Source organism: Gemmatimonadota bacterium, assembly GCA_016713785.1.
Lineage (GTDB): Bacteria > Gemmatimonadota > Gemmatimonadetes > Gemmatimonadales > GWC2-71-9 > JADJOM01.
This window is the reverse complement of sequence record JADJOM010000003.1, coordinates 1,457,859-1,472,845: the sequence shown is the minus strand read 5'-3', so window position 1 is coordinate 1,472,845 and position 14,987 is coordinate 1,457,859. Positions and strand designations below refer to the sequence as shown.

Sequence of the window (14,987 nt, the reverse complement as noted above, 5' to 3'; positions counted from 1 at the left end):
GTGTGCGGCGGCGTGGCCGGGCTCGTGGGCGCGCCTGCGGCGGTGGGAGGGACGGGAGAGGGCGCATGCTGCGAAGCAGACAGAGGCCGGGTCATCACTGCTCGGTCAGGAGTTGAGGCTCGAATTGTCGGGCTTGCCATGCGTCGTTACGGCACAAACCGTGCGAGGTATGAGGTCGGCATCATGAGACTGCATAGGCACTTGGACCGCTATAACTCGTTGCTGGCTCGGCCTGTCCCCTCGTGGTGAGAGGCGTCACACGTTCATCTTCTGGCACGGTTCGATCCGGCTGGAACGAAACATTCCTGTTCATGAATAGGACCTCGTGACGGACAGCCTTATCTACCTCGCCTTTGCCCTGGTCCTTTTTGCCGCGGTCGCCTCACACGTCCGCGGCCTCAAGCGCCGTGAGGCGAAGGCCCAGAAGGCTGCGGAGAAGGCGGGCCTGCGGAGCGATGGGCCGCGGGCGCAGCATCCCCACATCGACGTGAACTGGTGTATCGGCTGCGGCGCCTGCGTCACCGCCTGCCCGGAGGGTGACGTCCTCGCTGTTATCGGCGGGAAGGCCGCGCTGGTCAACGGTCCCAAGTGCATCGGCCATGGGCTGTGCGCCGACGCCTGCCCCGTCGGCGCCATCGAGATCGTCATGGCGCCCCCCAGCATGACCGCCGACATGCCGGCGCTCACGCCCCAGTACGAAACCAGTGTGCCGAACCTCTTCGCCGTGGGCGAACTCGGCGGGCTGGCCCTCATCAAGAACGCGGTCAACCAGGGCCGCGACTGCGTCGACGTCATCGCCTCCCGGGTGGCGGGCCTGCGGCGGCGACGGGTCGGCGAGGTGGTGGACGTCGCGATCATTGGGGCCGGCCCCGGCGGCCTGAGCGCCTCGCTCCGCGCCATCGAGAAGAAGCTCAGCTACCTCACGCTCGAGGCGGAGGACTTCGGCGGGACGGTGGCCAAGTACCCGCGCCAGAAGCTGGTGATGACCAGTCCGGTCGAGTTCCCGATGCACGGCAAGTGGACCAAGCTCGAGATCACCAAGGAGCAGCTGCTGGCCTTCTGGGATTCGGCAGCGCGGAAGGCGGGGCTCAAGGTGAACACCCAGGAGCGGGTGGACCACATCCAGCTCGAGCCGGACGGGGCATTCACCATCGAGACGGTGAAGGGCCGCTACCGGGCCCTGACCGTGGTGCTGGCCATCGGGCGGCGCGGCACGCCGCGGAAGCTGGGCGTCGCCGGGGAGCAGCTGCCCAAGGTGATGTACAGCCTGATCAGCGCCGAGTCCTACACGGGCAAGCACATCCTCGTGGTGGGCGGCGGGGACAGCGCCGTCGAGGCCGCCATGGGGCTGGCGTACCAGAAGGGGAACAAGGTCACGCTGTCCTACCGGAAGGACGTCTTCAGCCGGCTCAAGGAGCGCAACAACCAGCGCATCCGGGAGTGCATCAAGAGCGGCAAGCTCACGGTGATCTTCAACTCCCAGCCCGTCGAGATCCGGGAGCAGTCGGTGATCCTGGAGGTGCAGGGCGGCCGGCGGGAGATCCCGAACGACTACGTCTGGGTGTTCGCCGGGGGGACCCCCCCCAATGCCTTCCTGGAGAAGATCGGGGTCCGCCTGGGGCAGACCGACCTGGCTGCCCGGGTCAAGGCGGAGTCGCGCGAAGTTGCCTGAACGGGAGTATATTTCTCCCTGCAGACCCAGCCAGAGGATGACCAGATGAAGGCAGGCACGAAGTTCCTGATCGGCGCGGGCATCATCGTCGGGGCCACCACCATCCTGATGGCCCAGGGCGTCAAGCAGTTCGGGCAGTACTCCCTCAAGCCCTCGGAGCTCGCCCAGCGGGTCGAGCGGGATCCGAGCCTCTACGAGACGGGCGTCAAGATGGAAGCCAAGGTGGTCCCGGGCACCATCCGGCGGGACGCGGCCAGCCAGACCATCCAGTTCTCGGTCAGCGACGGTCTCAAGACCATCCCGGTGACCTACCGGGGGTTGGCCCCGGACACCTTCACCGACGCGCAGGAAATCGAGGTGGTCGTCGAGGGGCGCCTGAGCAAGGATGGCGTATTCCACGCCACCACCCTCCTGGCCAAGTGCGGGTCCCGGTACGAGGCCCAGTACAAGGAAGAGGGCACGCAGGCCTGAGTGGGTCCCGCCGCCGCGGCGGCCCGGTGACGAAACACGAGGGGGTGGGCTTCCACGGGAAGCCCACCCCCTCGCCGTTGGCGCCCCTCCCGGTCGGCCGAAGGCTAGTCGCCGCCGGGGATGTTCCGGCCGTGGCAGGCGGCGCAGGTCTGCGGGTTCTTCCGGCGCAGGCGCTCGGGGTCGAATCCCGGGCCATGCGGGTTGAAGCGCCGGGTCTGGGCCGAATGACAGGCCAGGCAGTCCCGCTCAGTATGGCAGGTGACGCAGCTCTCCAGGTTCTGCCGGGCGGCCGTGCCGTGGCTCAGGAGGAAGGACCCCCGCGAGTCGTGGTAGCCCCCGGACAGCGCCCGGCCGGTGCCCGCCAGCCCGGACTGCTCGTGGCAGCTGGCGCAGAAGTTCGCCTGGTTGTGGCAGGTGGCGCAGTCGGACTCGCGCGAGAACGCGGCGGACGGGTGCCGCACCAGGAAGCCAGCCGCGTGGTAACTCCCCTCCGCCCCGGCCGCGGGCCGGTGGCAGTCGAGGCACTCGGTCCGGGCATGGCAGGCGGCGCAGGTCTTGGGCGAGGCACTCGCCTCCGGCCCGTGCAGGTCCGCGAATCGGACGGTGTGGGTGGCCGGCTTCTTCCGCTCGATCCTGGCGCCGATGCCGCGTCCGGCGCCCGCCGCCGGCATCGCCACGGCCACGGCCGGCTGGGAGCGGTGGCAGGCGATGCAGCTCTGCTGGGTGTGGCAGGAGGCACAGCTCTCCGGCTCGCGCCGGGATGCGGCGCCATGCCGCGCCAGGAAGGTCCCCGCCGTGTGGCCGGCAGGGGCCTCCAGCTTGGCCTCGATCGCCGTGGAGCGCGGATCCGGGGCCAGCGCCTGGATGAGGCGGATCTCGGGCGCATTCACGTGGCACTGGGCGCAGAAGTCGCGCGCGTGGCAGGTGGCGCAGTTGGGAGAGACGTCCCAATGGCCGCCAGCCGGTGGCTTCGCGGCCTGGCCGTGCCCCTTCTCGGTCAGGAAGTCCTTCGCCTCGTGGTTGGCAGGGACCTCGAACTTGGCGATCCGCTCCCGGGGCAGGGTGGTCGCCTCCGCCAGCGTGAGGTGGCAGGTGGCGCAGGCCGTATCGGCCGCGGCCATGTGCTTCTCGGGCAGCTCATGGCAGGAGCGGCACTCGGCCGAGCGGGTCCGGGCCACCGCCATCCACTTGCCGTCCGTGGCGATGTGGCATGACCGGCAGGCCAGCGTGGAGTCGGCGGGCAGCTTGGCGGCCGCGGCTTCCCCGTGGCGCGCGTGGGTGAAGCGCAGGTTGGTGGGCGGTACCCGGGTGGGCGTCGTCCAGTTCACCTTCTCCTCGACCTTGCCGTCGTGGCAGCTGGCGCACGATTCCACCGTGGGCCAGACCGCCCGGGTGGAATCGGTGATGCCGGCGTGGCAACTCTCGCAGCTCGGGAAGAGCCGCGCGTGCTGCTCATGGTCGAAGCCGTCCTTCTCGAGGGCGGAGACCCCGGCGGCGCCCGCCAGCAGCGCCCCGGTCAGCAGGAGGAAGCGTGACAGGTTCATCGGCCACGCTCCCGGCGGATGGCGGGGGGCAGGGGCATCTGGTCGGCGGAGGAGCCGAAGACCCAGCTCAGCCCGGCGCGGAGCCGGGTCTGCGACCAGTCGATGCTCGAGGCATCCCCGCGGCGGCGGTTCTCGTCATACCGGGTCGCCGCCACCGAGAGGCGCAGCCGGTCATTCGGGCGGACGTCGAGGCTCACCCCGTACCAGGTGAGCGCCGGGTCCTCATTGCGGAACTCTAGGGGGCGCACCAGGTGGCCACCCTCGGCCGTCAGCGAGACCGCGCGGCTGGGGCGCCAGCTCAGGCTCCCCTCCCCACCCTGCGATGCCGCGCCCGGCCCGAACTCGGCGTGATACCCGCCGTCGATGCTCCAGGCGTCGGAGAGGGCGTAACCCAGCCCCGTGTTCCAGCGCCAGCCATCCTTCTCCTCGCTGACCAGCGGCGAGTTGGTCTCGGTGTCGTCATAGCGGTAGCGCTCGCCACCGACCCGCAGGGTCAGGCCATGGAGCGGGGTGACCCAGAGGGAACCACTCAGGGCGTTGTACGGCACGGGGCTGAAGACTCCCCAGATGGTCCAGAGGTCGAAGTAGGGCCGGTAGCGCCGGACGCCCGCCGCCGCCCCACCCCAGCTCCGGGTATGGCGCAGGGTGAGGTCGGAGCTGCCCCACCAGCCGTAGGCGAGGTCATACTCGGTGCCGCCGGTCAGGCTCCAGCCGGTGAACGGCCGCAGCGTGGCCGACAGCGCGGCACGCTCGGACACGAGATTCCGCGGGTCGCGGTCGACCTCGCGCAGGTAGTCGATCCGGGCATCCACCCGCGTCGTCTGCCATTCGACCGCCGCGCCGGCCAGGAGCTGCCGCTGGCGGGGCTGGAACTCGTCGAGGGGGTTGAGCACGTCACTGGTGACCGGGAGCGCGGTGGCCCGCGCCAGCCCGAAGCCGCCGTAGCCGATGACGGCAAGGCCCGCGGACGGGAAGCGCCAGGAGAGCCGCGCGCCGTCGTAGCCGGTGTACCCCAGCCGGGAACGCTCCACCTGGCGGCCCAGGCGGCCGGTGAGGCGGGCGGAGGCGTACTCGCCGTAGCCCTCGTTGAGCTGCAGGGCGGGCTTGCTGCCGGGCCAGACCGCCGAGGAGCCCAGATCCACCCCCAGGCGCCCGTTGAGGTGCAGGCTCACGCCCCGGAGCCCGAAGCCCCAGGCGGTGAGGTCCACGGTGGAGGTCAGCGGCCCGCCCCGGCGCACGGCGCCTTCGCGGAAGAAGCTGCAGTGGGTCCGGCCGCGTACGCAGGTGACGGCGTAGCCATCGGGCGTCACCAGCCCGCCGGATCCGCTGGTGTCCACGCTGCCCACGGGGATGCTGTCGAGCTTGACCCCGCGGTAGGCGGCGCTCTGTACCCGCGTGTCGAAGCGGACCAGGTACTCCTGGGCCCCGGCCGGCGCGGCACCCAGCGCGGCCAGGCCGAGCAGGAGGATCGTCGGGCGCGCGGTCATCGGGTGCTCCGGGCCCGGAGCAGCCTGGGGCGATAGTCGTCCGGGTGCGCCTGCAGGTGGCAGGTGGCGCACTCCCGCTCGGGGTAGTGATCCACCGCCGGCCCATGGCAGGCCAGGCAGAACGACCGCGTGGGCCGCAGGGAGGCGATCCGGTCGGTGGTATGGCAGGCATCACAGGCCACGTGGGTCCGTGCCGGCGCGCTGTGCGCGGCCACGCTCTGGGCGGTCCGGTGGCAGGCCCCGCAGTCCCGCGCGGGCTCGTGATGCTCCTCGTGACAGCCCTTGCAGCTCAGCGCCGAGTCGACAACAGCCAGGGTCACCCGCTGGGCGTGGCAGGCGGTGCAGCTCACCGAGTCGTGCGCCGCGTGGGCGAACCCGGTGGTGCGCTCGCGCGCCGGCTTGCCCGCGGCGGCGACCGTGAAGGTCACGGCGGTGGCGGCGGGGAGGCTGGTCTTCTCGTGACAGCTGGTGCAGTCGCTCTTGTCGGGCGCCTGGTGGTGGCAGATCTGGCAGCCGCGGGGCTGCTCGAAGGTCAGGGTCTCGCCTGTGGAAGTGGAGTGGCAGGTCAGGCAGGCGAGCTTCTTGTGCGTCGGGTGGGAGAAGGAATCGGCCGGAAGGGGGGGCAGCGACGCCACCCCCCGCTCCGGTGGACCGTCGTCGGGGGGGGCGTCACCCTTCACCTTGCTGGGCCGCTCGTGAAAGACCGGGTCCTCGTGGGGCGGCGCCGCGGACTGCAGCGCCTTGAGGGTGTCGAACGGCACGGGCGGCTTGAGCCAGCGGCCACCCGGCCGGGAGCGGACGTCTTCATGACAGCCGGTGCAGTCGCTGGCATCCACCCGCGAGCTGTGCGGGTTGTGGCAGGTGATGCACTTCTCGCCCTGCTTCTTGTGCTGGGCGCCCACGTGGAAGGGGATCTTCTTCCAGTCGGCGTGGCAGCCCGCCGTGGCGCACGACTGCTTGGTGTCCGACGCCACCTTCTGCTCGTGCGGGTTGTGGCAGGTGCCGCAGGTGCCCCCGTGCGGATCGTCGATGGAGGTGAAGCTGGGCAGCTGGTCCTTCATCTGGTGACAGGAGAAGCACTCCTCCATCCCCGGCCGCAGTGCCCCCGCGGCCGAGTCCCGGGTGGCGAGCAGCGCCACCGGACGGCTGAATTCGTGACACAGGGTACAGTGCAGGTCGCTCTGCCCCTGCATCTTGCCCAGGACGATCTTGGTCTCGTCGGTGAGGTGACACCCCTTCTGCACGCAGGTGCTGTCCGCCGGCAGGAACCGGTGGGCGGTCCGGGCGTGGCAGGTGAGGCACTCCACCTTGTCCTTGAGCGCGCTGGAGTCGGACTCGAAATGGGTCCGGTGCCCGGCGGTGGTGGCGATGGTCTGCCAGGTCTCCTTGGCGGCGCCCTGGACGTGGCAGCCCTCGCAGGTCTTGCGGGGCACCTTGCCGTGCTCCGGGATCTTCTCGTCCCGGACGCCCGACATCCACAGCACCATCTTCACCGCCTCCTTGGCGGGCTGGAGCGCGTGGCAGGTGTGGCAGTTGATGGTGTCGTGCTTGCCCTCGAGCTTGGGCACCAGGGAGTAGTAGCCGGTGTCCGGCTGCACCCACGCCTGGCCACTCGGCACGAAGATGTGGCAGCCGTTGCAGAACCGGCGGTCCGTCTCCATGAAGTGGAAGCCTTCGTAGCCCGCGAAGGCCGCGGCCAGGACGGCGAGGAACGCCGACCCGACCATGGCCAGCTTGACGGCCTGGCTCCGGGTGGCGAGCCAGTGGAGGATTGCCTGCCGCCTGGGCCACAGCCACCGCAGGATGAAGAACGCGATGACGGCGCCGACGACCACGCCGCCCCACATGATCCAGGGCTCCTGCTGGAACACCCACTGGATGACGGGGGTGACCCGGTCGCCGAAGATCGTCTTGTCCACCAGGGAGTCCACGGGGTGGACCCCCATGCGGGCGACCGAATCCTGGATGCCGGGGGCGCCAAGTACAGCCGCCCCGGCAAGGCGAGCCTTGCCGGGGCGGATGGTGCCTTCATGTTGCAGAATCATTCAGTTAGCGCGAGCTGAGTGGGACTGCCGCTCCACGAGCCTTCGCCTTGGCCACGCCCTGGTCCATCAGCGCCTTGATACCGGCCGGCGGCGCCGGGAGGAAGGGATACTGGGCCTGCATCGCCGCGATCGTGGCGGCCAGCTGACGCTGGGCCAGGAACGGGTTGTGGGTGCCGAAGGACTTGTCCGGGTGATTGGCGAAGTTCTCGCCCCAGAGCTGGACGTTGTACAGGGCGCCCTCGGCCACGCTGAGGAAGTTGTCCGTCGTGTTGAACTCGGTCGTCGGTACCAGCGAGAGGTACCCACCGTCGGTGGCCGAATCCACACGCCGGTCGCCGTCGGTGTCGACGAACAGCTGGTTCACGAGGGTCTGCAGCACCGCGCGGCTGGCGCTGAGGGCATTCGCGGCCTGCGTCGGGTTGGCGTGGCAGCCGCTGGTGGTGCAGGTCGACCAGTTCCGCGACGCCGCATCATAGGCGCAGGTATTGTCGGAGCCCGGCAGCGGGTTGCCCTGGGCGTCGGCGCAGGGGATCGGGCGGAACAGGTGCCCGACCGACTGCAGCTGGAAGGCGCCACTGGTGTCGTTCACCGTGAAGGCCGTGACGTGGCAGCCGGCGCAGAGGCGCGGGTTGAGCGTCGGGTCGCCGTGGGTCGTGGCCTGCGGCGTCGTGTCAGAACCCGACGGCCACCAGCCGGCCGTGCCGAGCAGCGCCGGACCCTGCGGACCGTGCGGGCCCGAGCTGTTCGAGGTCGTGGTCGGCTCGAACCGGCGGGAGTGGCACTTCATGCACAGGTTGTTCTCGAGCGACGGATCGTCGACCGGGAAGCGGAGCTGGCCGGGCTGGCCGTTGCCGTGCGGATCGTGGCAGACGGTGCAGGTGATGGCCATCGCGTTGGTGGTGTCGACGACGTCCAGCTTCTCTTTGTAGTTCGCCGTCACGCCCCAGGCGCGCAGCACGCCGCGGCCTTCGTGGCAGGGCTGGCAGGAGGCGTTGGTGGCGGTGTGGGTGTTGGGTTCGCCGTGGCGGGATTCACGCCACTGCTCCACGAAGGGGTGGTGCACGCCGGTATGACACTCGGCGCAAGTGCCGGAGCCGAGGAGGCCGGTGTCGGCCTGGGCGCTGGCGAGCGGGGCCGCCGAGGCGTCCGGGGTCTTCACGTGGGTCTCGCCCGGGCCGTGGCAGTTCTCGCACTGCACGTCGTGGTAGGCGTTGTCCTGCTTCACGTTCCAGCCGGCCGCGCTGTCGACCGCGTTGCCCAGCTCGCTGACCGTGTGGCAGCCATAGCAGAAGCTCTGGGCATGGCCCGAGTTCTCGAGGGTCGCAAAGGCGCCCGAGTGCCCGTGCTTGGTCCAGTCACCCTGGTGGTCCACGTGGCAATTGCCACAGGTGGTCTGCTGCTCGTCGGCCGAGAAGTAGCCGAGGAAGCCGCTCGCGGCATCCGGCGGCGGGTTGAAGGGGGGACGGTCGCGGTAGACCGTGTCAGTGCAGGCGCCCAGCCATGCTGCGGCTGAGACAAGCAGCGCCAGGGACCCGAGGCGGGACAGGATCGGCGTTCTACGCATGGGCGTTAACCGTGTTGTAAGGGTTTCGCGCCTACAGTAAGCGATTCCGGATAACGGTCAAGACATTTCGCGGTGAGACTTTCTTCATGGATTCGCTAAGTTCCGCTCATGTACGGTGTTCTTCATAGCGACCCGCGGAACGTTGGGCAGATCGGGCGCTTGCATCGGGCCCGCCGGGACCTAGCTTTCGTTGTCGTTCGGGGTAGTCGGCTTTCGCGCAGTCTTCTCGTTCCCTGCCAATTCTCTGTGGAGTTCCCCCGGTGAGCGCCACCTGTCCCAGTTGTGGTAAGGAGTCCGGCGGCAAGTTCTGCCGCCATTGCGGCGCGACCCTCGACGCGCGGTCGTGCGGCAAGTGCGGCCAGGCGCTCGCCCCGAACGCCCGATTCTGCGCCAGCTGTGGTGCCAGCACGGCGGCCGTTCCGGCCGGACCCGCGGGCAATCCCATCCTCTGGTTCGCGGCGGGCGGCCTGACCGTGGCCCTGGTGGGCGCGGCGGTGCTGGCGCTCTCCAAGGGAAACGCCGCGGCTCCCGAGGTCGCAGCCGCCACCGCGCCCTTCGCGGCCGGCGCCGATGATCCGAGCGCGGTGGACCTCGCGAGCATGACCCCGCGGGAGCGCTTCGACCGGCTGTTCAACCGGATCATGCGCTCGGCGGAGCAGGGGGACGCCAACACCGTCACCAGCTTCGCGCCCATGGCGCTGCAGGCCTACGGCATGCTCGACACCGTAGACGCCGATGCGCGCTATCACGCCGCCCTGATCATGCTGCACACCAGTGACGTGGACGGCGCCCGCGCCCTGGCCGACACCATCCTCAAGCAGCAGCCCGGGCACCTCTTCGGGTACGTCATCAAGGGGACCATCGCCCGGTTCCAGTCGGACCAGGCGGGCCTCAAGAAGAGCTACGCCGACTTCCTGGCCCACTACGACACCGAGTCGAAGCAGGCCCGTCCCGAGTACAGCGAGCATCCCCGCGCCCTCGAGGAATTCCTCAAGGCCGCGCAGGCCGCCCGCGGTCAATCCTGAGCTGGAGCCCCTCCCATGACCCTCCTCGGCCAGTTTGCCCTCTGGGCCGCGTTTCTCCTCGGCGGGTGGGCCGCCGTGGTCGGCTTCTCCGGCCGCTGGCACGGCCGGCCCGAGCTGGCGCTCTCCGTCACCCGGGCGGTCTACGCCCTCTTCGGGGTGCTGGTGGTGGCGGCGATCTCCCTGTGGAAGGGGATCATCGTCCACGACTTCAACATCGAGTACGTCGCGGCCTATACCTCGCGGAACCTGCCCGGCTACTACCTGGTGTCGGCCTTCTGGGCCGGCCAGAAGGGCTCCCTGCTGTTCTGGGCGATCGTGCTCTCGTTCTTCGCGGCCCTGGCGCAGTGGCTCACCCCCGCGCGCTACCGGGCGCTCATGCCCTACGTGGCGGCGGTCACCAGCGCGGTCACCGTGTTCTTCGTGATGGTGATGCTGTTCGCCTCGAACCCGTTCGAGCGGCTGCCGTTCACCCCGCCGGACGGCAACGGCCTCAACCCGCAGCTGCAGAACATCGGCATGGTGATCCATCCGCCGATGCTCTACCTGGGCTACATCAGCATCACCCTGCCGTTCGCGTTCGCCATCGCGGCGCTGCTCTCCCGCCGGCTCGACACGGGCTGGCTGCAGGCCATCCGCAAGTGGACGCTGATGAGCTGGCTGTTCCTGTCCATCGGCATCACGCTCGGCATGTGGTGGGCCTACGTGGAGCTGGGCTGGGGCGGCTACTGGGCGTGGGACCCGGTGGAGAACGCGAGCCTGCTCCCCTGGCTGACCATGTCGGCATTCCTGCACTCGGTGATGATCCAGGAGAAGCGGGGGATGCTCAAGCGCTGGAACATGACCCTCATCATCGGGTCGTTCCTGCTCAGCATCTTTGGCACGTTCATCACCCGCAGCGGCGTCATCGCCTCGGTGCACAGCTTCACCCAGTCGAATGTCGGCTACTTCTTCCTGGGCTTCCTGGTCACGGCGGCCATCCTGTCCTTCACCCTGCTGTACACCCGCTGGGACCGGCTCGAGGCCGACGTCCAGCTGGAGAGCATGGTGAGCCGCGAGGCGGCGTTCCTCTTCAACAACCTGCTGCTGGTGGGCATCGCCTTCTCGGTGCTGTGGGGCACGCTCTTTCCGATCCTCTCCGAGGCGGTGCGGGGCACCAAGATCTCCGTGGGCCCCCCATTCTTCAACAAGGTGAACGTGCCTCTCGGCCTGCTGCTGCTGGGCCTGACGGGGATCGGGCCGCTCATCGCGTGGCGCAAGGCCTCGACGGCCAACCTCAAGCGGCAGTTCACCTGGCCGGTGGCGTCGGGCGTGGTGGTGATGCTGGCGCTGCTGGCCTTCAAGGTGACCGACTTCTACGCCCTCATGGCCCTCGCGCTCGCGGGCTTCGTGGTCGGCACCCTGACGCAGGAGTTCGTCCGGGGCACCCGGGCCCGGCACCGGATGTACGGGGAATCGGTGCCGACCGCGTTCCTGCAGCTGGTGGCGCGCAATCGTCGCCGCTACGGTGGGTACGTGGTGCACCTGGGGATGGTGATCTACTTCGCGGCCTTCGCGGGCTATGCCTTCAAGACGGAGATGGAGGCCACCCTGCGGCCCGGCGACTCCGCCACGCTCAAGAGCCCCTTCGGCCACACCTACACCTTCACCCACCTCGGGGTGTCGCAGTTCGAGCAGCTCAACCGCGTGGTCACCCAGGCCTCGGTGCAGGTGTCCAAGGACGGGGTCCCGGCCGGCGTGATCAACTCGGAGAAGCGGCAGCACTTCTCCGAGCCGGCGCCGGGGGTACGGCAGAAGTCGTTCGAGCCCTCGACCGAGGTGGGCATCCGGAGCACGATGCAGGAAGACCTGTACATCGTCTATGCCGGCTCCGTGGAGGGCACGGAAGAGGCGGTGTACCGCTTCACGATCAACCCGCTGGTGCTGTGGGTCTGGATCGGCGGCGTGGTCCTCGTCGTCGGGGGACTGATCACCATGTGGCCCGGCGGCACGGGTGGCGCCGTGGTGCGGCCGCGCCAGGCCGGCTACGAGGTGCAGCTGGCCGGCAGCAGCGGGGCGGGGGCGTGACCATGAACCGACGGGGGTTTCTCGGTGGCCTGGGCCGCGCAGCGGCCGCTGGCGCCGTCGTGGCCGGGCTCGCGCCCCGCGCCGGGGTGGGGCAGGGACAGGAGGTGCTGCCTGGGCAGGGGGAGGCGGGAACGCTGCGCGATCCCGCGTCGGCCGGCCGGTCCCGGGAGCGGGTCACCGACCACGACAACGACGCCATGATCACCGGCGTCGAGAAGCGGATGCAGTGCACCTGCGGCTGCACCCTCGACATCTACACCTGCCGGACCACCGACTTCACCTGCACCTACTCCCCGGCGCTGCACAAGGAAGTGGTGGCGCTGGCCCAGGACGGGAAGACCGCCGACGAGATCGTGGCGGCCTTCGTGGAGAAGTACGGCGAGAAGGTCCTGATGGCTCCCAAGCCGGAGGGATTCAACATCGCCGGCTACGTGGTGCCCGGGGTGGCCATCCTGCTGGTGGCTGGCGCCATGCTGGTGATCCTGCGCCAGCGGACCCGTTCCCTCCAGCTGCGGACCGTGGCGGCCGTCCCGGGCGACGCTGCCCCGATGGCGCCGGGCACCCTGCGGGCCGTGACCGCCGCGCCGCCGGCCTCCTCCGATGAGCTGGCCCGACTCGAACGTGAACTGCGGGAGCTCGACTCGTGATGCTCGCTGAAGTCCTGGCCGCCGTGCTGGTGGGCCTCGTCGTGGTGGCCGCCATCATCAGCCCGCTGACCCGCCCCGGCGTGACCGCCCCACCCGGGGCGGACGAGCCGGAAGACCTCGAGGAAACGCCCAAGGGCATCGCCCTGGCGGCGCTGCGCGAGATCGAGTTCGACCGCGAGACGGGCAAGCTCTCGGACGAGGACTACGCCACGCTCAAGGGCCGGTACACCGCCGAGGCCCTCGCCATCCTCCGTCAGGAGGAAGGACCGAAGGTGCCCGAGGCCAGCGCGACGCCGACGGACGCCCCGGGGGTTCCCGGCGACCCGGTGGAGGCCATGATCGCCGAGCGGGTGAAGAAGCTCTCGGGCCCGGCCATCCGCTGTCCCGGCTGCGGCCCGAGGCCGGAGACGGACGCGCTGTTCTGCTCCGGCTGCGGCCGGTCCCTGACGGTGGGGGGCTGCGCCAGCTGCGGGTCGCCGCTGGTGCCCGGCAGTCAGTTCTGCGAGGGGTGCGGCACCGCCGTCGCGCGCTGAACCCCGCTACAACCCGATCCGGAGTCCCGCGCCCACGCCCAGCGTGCGCAGGCTCCGGATCTCCGCTTCCGGGGGGAGGGTCTCGCGCCGGAAGGGCGATCCGCCGAGGCCGCCGAACACCCGGTGCTCGAACTCGACCCGGTTCCCCAGCGGGAAGCGGAGCGCCAGGCCCGCCTGGACGGCGAACGTCGTCCGGCCCCCGTAGCCCCCGAGTTCCCAGTGGTCCACCGCCGGCCCGCCGAGCAGGGTCAGCGTGGCGTTCCCCAGGTGGGCCAGCCGTCGCCCTAGGAGCAGGGCAGCGCGGTACCGGGTCACGTCGGCGATCCGGTCGTCGAGCTGGAGCTCGTCGGTCACGGCGCGCAGGGCGCCACTGCCATAGCCCAGCTCGACGCCCGCCTCCCAGGCACCCCATCGCCGATGCAGGCCGGCGGCGAACGCCAGCCGCGAGGCCGGCCGCACCTCCACCTCGGTGCCGGCGATCGTCGAGGTATCCGCGGACGCCCCGCCGAACGCCTCGAGGGCGGTGCCGATCTGCAGGCGCCAGCGGTGTTCGGGGGCCTGTGCGGCGAGGGCGGAGGTCACCAGCAGGAATCCACAGGCCAGCCAGGTCGAGCGCATGAGGCACGTCCTCGGGTCGGGGGGGAGGCCGGCGGGAAGCTCCCGCCGGCCCGTGGGTCACTTCATCTGCAGGTTGAGCCAGCCATTGGTCACGTTGTCGTCCGCCCGGAGAATCCAGTTGTAGCCCGGGTGGAATTCGCCGACCACCTTGTCCTCCATGGCGTTGCCGATCAGGTCGTCGTTGGTCTTGATCACGGCGCCCAGCCTGCTGAAGAACTTGCGCAGGCTGCGCCCGGCCGCGAGGAACCTGGTGACGCTCCCCGAGTCGATGGCGCCCGTGACGTCCTGGTACAGCGGGCCGATGGTGCCCACGAAGCTGGCCCAGCGGTTCTGGTCGACCTTCAGCTCGCAGGCCGTGTCGTCGTCCTCCACGGCGACGATCCGGAACGCCTCGCCGGGGTGGGCCTGGTGGTAGCTGTTCATCTCCGCCTGGCTGAAGAGCAGCACGCTGCCGGACCAGTCGGTGTCGCCGTTCCACTGGTAGGGGCTTGGCTGGTGCTCCGCCGAACACCGGTACTTGGTGAGCGAGTCGGTGGTGCCCGCCTGGCCCAGGACCTGGATCTCAAGTTCGGGACTGCCCTTCAACCAACTCTCAAAATCGTCCACGAAATGGGCCTTGGTCATGTACAGCCCCGGGGCCACCAGCGACCCCCCGCCGCCGCAGGAGCTGGGCGGGAGGCAGGTGGCATCGCCGTTCACCGGCGCCTGGTCGAAGTCGGTCTCGACCGGGACCACGGCGAGCACCGGGGTGCGGGGCGGCCGGGTGGGATCGAGCAGGTGCCGGCCCCCCGCGAGGTCGAAGGCGACGGGGAGGTCGCCGTCGCGGGCGGCGGTGGCCACCAGCAGGCCCGCCTCGCCCTGCCACCGCTCCCGGTGGACCGGGACGGGGAGGTACACCTCGAGGGCCTGGGCGGCGCCGAGCACGGAGTCGGTCTGGCGGTCGGGCTCACCGTTCAAGCGGGCCACCGCCCGCAGCTCGGCGCCGCCCTCCCCGGCCAGGGTGCGCTGCAGGTGCAGCTTGTGCTCGGGGAACGGGGAGGCCTCGAGGCGGGCGCGGAAGCGCGCCCGGAAGGCCGGGTCGCCCAGGGCGATGGCCAGGCGCCGCGCCAGGCCTTCGAGGCGCGCGGTTTCGGGACTCACGCGGATGCCGGGGTCCACCCGGGACGCGGGGCGATCGGGGACGGCCACGGGTTCCGGCCCGGCACAGGCGGCCAGCAGCGCCGTGCCGGCCAGGCAGGCAAGGAGCAGACGGGGTGACATGGGTGCCTCTCAGGTTGGGGTTGTGTGCGGTCAATCCGCACGCCCAACCTCCGCCCG

General features: G+C 70.3%; 11 protein-coding genes and 1 pseudogene. 6 read left to right on the top strand and 6 right to left on the bottom strand.

Annotated elements, in window-relative coordinates:
• Positions 1-325: 325 nt before the first annotated feature.
• Both IPJ95_14755 and IPJ95_14750 read left to right on the top strand, forming a co-directional pair.
• The gene (locus IPJ95_14755) at positions 326-1,672 is read left to right on the top strand and encodes an NAD(P)-binding domain-containing protein (protein ID MBK7924861.1); all 1,347 of its coding nucleotides are present in this window, start codon (positions 326-328) and stop codon (positions 1,670-1,672) included.
• A gap of 45 nt (positions 1,673-1,717) precedes the next feature.
• Entirely contained in the window at positions 1,718-2,143 is a 426-nt protein-coding gene (locus tag IPJ95_14750) for a cytochrome c maturation protein CcmE (protein ID MBK7924860.1), read from the top strand.
• Between the two features lie 104 nt (positions 2,144-2,247).
• On the opposite strand, the gene IPJ95_14745 is transcribed toward IPJ95_14750, so the two are convergent.
• From IPJ95_14745 to IPJ95_14730, 4 genes are all read right to left on the bottom strand, one after another.
• Entirely contained in the window at positions 2,248-3,687 is a 1,440-nt protein-coding gene (locus IPJ95_14745; GenBank protein MBK7924859.1) for a hypothetical protein, read from the bottom strand.
• Positions 3,684-5,174 (bottom strand): hypothetical protein, encoded by a 1,491-nt coding sequence (locus tag IPJ95_14740; protein MBK7924858.1) that lies wholly within the window; start codon positions 5,172-5,174, stop codon positions 3,684-3,686. Before IPJ95_14740 ends, IPJ95_14745 begins: the two co-directional genes overlap by 4 nt.
• Positions 5,171-7,120 carry a hypothetical protein gene (locus IPJ95_14735; GenBank protein ID MBK7924857.1) on the bottom strand — a complete coding sequence of 650 codons (1,950 nt, stop codon included), beginning with the start codon at positions 7,118-7,120 and terminating at the stop codon, positions 5,171-5,173. Before IPJ95_14735 ends, IPJ95_14740 begins: the two co-directional genes overlap by 4 nt.
• Before the next feature lie 103 nt (positions 7,121-7,223).
• Complete coding sequence (locus tag IPJ95_14730; GenBank protein ID MBK7924856.1) at positions 7,224-8,783, bottom strand: hypothetical protein; 1,560 nt, start codon at positions 8,781-8,783, stop codon at positions 7,224-7,226.
• Positions 8,784-9,043: 260 nt separating this feature from the next.
• Here IPJ95_14730 and IPJ95_14725 point away from each other — a divergent pair.
• From IPJ95_14725 to IPJ95_14710, 4 genes and pseudogenes are all read left to right on the top strand, one after another.
• Positions 9,044-9,190 (top strand): annotated as a pseudogene (locus IPJ95_14725) (zinc ribbon domain-containing protein).
• A gap of 633 nt (positions 9,191-9,823) precedes the next feature.
• Entirely contained in the window at positions 9,824-11,872 is a 2,049-nt protein-coding gene (locus IPJ95_14720) for a heme lyase CcmF/NrfE family subunit (protein ID MBK7924855.1), read from the top strand.
• 2 nt (positions 11,873-11,874) lie between these two features.
• The gene (locus IPJ95_14715; protein ID MBK7924854.1) at positions 11,875-12,519 is read left to right on the top strand and encodes a cytochrome c-type biogenesis protein CcmH; all 645 of its coding nucleotides are present in this window, start codon (positions 11,875-11,877) and stop codon (positions 12,517-12,519) included.
• Positions 12,519-13,052: a zinc ribbon domain-containing protein gene (locus tag IPJ95_14710; GenBank protein MBK7924853.1), complete on the top strand. Its 534-nt coding sequence runs from the start codon at positions 12,519-12,521 to the stop codon at positions 13,050-13,052. The genes IPJ95_14715 and IPJ95_14710 overlap by 1 nt, the downstream gene beginning before the upstream one ends.
• Before the next feature lie 6 nt (positions 13,053-13,058).
• Here IPJ95_14710 and IPJ95_14705 read toward each other — a convergent pair whose 3' ends face one another.
• Together IPJ95_14705 and IPJ95_14700 are read right to left on the bottom strand one after the other, a co-directional pair.
• Positions 13,059-13,670: a hypothetical protein gene (locus IPJ95_14705; GenBank protein MBK7924852.1), complete on the bottom strand. Its 612-nt coding sequence runs from the start codon at positions 13,668-13,670 to the stop codon at positions 13,059-13,061.
• 57 nt (positions 13,671-13,727) lie between these two features.
• On the bottom strand, positions 13,728-14,930 hold the full coding sequence (locus IPJ95_14700; protein ID MBK7924851.1) for a hypothetical protein: 1,203 nt from the start codon (positions 14,928-14,930) through the stop codon (positions 13,728-13,730).
• Between the last annotated feature and the right edge of the window lie 57 nt (positions 14,931-14,987).

Coding starts and splice junctions, on each gene's coding strand:
- IPJ95_14750 (MBK7924860.1), top strand. CDS start 1,718: ATGAAGGCAGGCACGAAGTTCCTGATCGGCGCGGGCATCATCGTCGGG.
- IPJ95_14745 (MBK7924859.1), bottom strand. CDS start 3,687: ATGAACCTGTCACGCTTCCTCCTGCTGACCGGGGCGCTGCTGGCGGGC.
- IPJ95_14740 (MBK7924858.1), bottom strand. CDS start 5,174: ATGACCGCGCGCCCGACGATCCTCCTGCTCGGCCTGGCCGCGCTGGGT.
- IPJ95_14735 (MBK7924857.1), bottom strand. CDS start 7,120: ATGGGGGTCCACCCCGTGGACTCCCTGGTGGACAAGACGATCTTCGGC.
- IPJ95_14730 (MBK7924856.1), bottom strand. CDS start 8,783: ATGCGTAGAACGCCGATCCTGTCCCGCCTCGGGTCCCTGGCGCTGCTT.
- IPJ95_14720 (MBK7924855.1), top strand. CDS start 9,824: ATGACCCTCCTCGGCCAGTTTGCCCTCTGGGCCGCGTTTCTCCTCGGC.
- IPJ95_14715 (MBK7924854.1), top strand. CDS start 11,875: ATGAACCGACGGGGGTTTCTCGGTGGCCTGGGCCGCGCAGCGGCCGCT.
- IPJ95_14710 (MBK7924853.1), top strand. CDS start 12,519: ATGCTCGCTGAAGTCCTGGCCGCCGTGCTGGTGGGCCTCGTCGTGGTG.
- IPJ95_14705 (MBK7924852.1), bottom strand. CDS start 13,670: ATGCGCTCGACCTGGCTGGCCTGTGGATTCCTGCTGGTGACCTCCGCC.
- IPJ95_14700 (MBK7924851.1), bottom strand. CDS start 14,930: ATGTCACCCCGTCTGCTCCTTGCCTGCCTGGCCGGCACGGCGCTGCTG.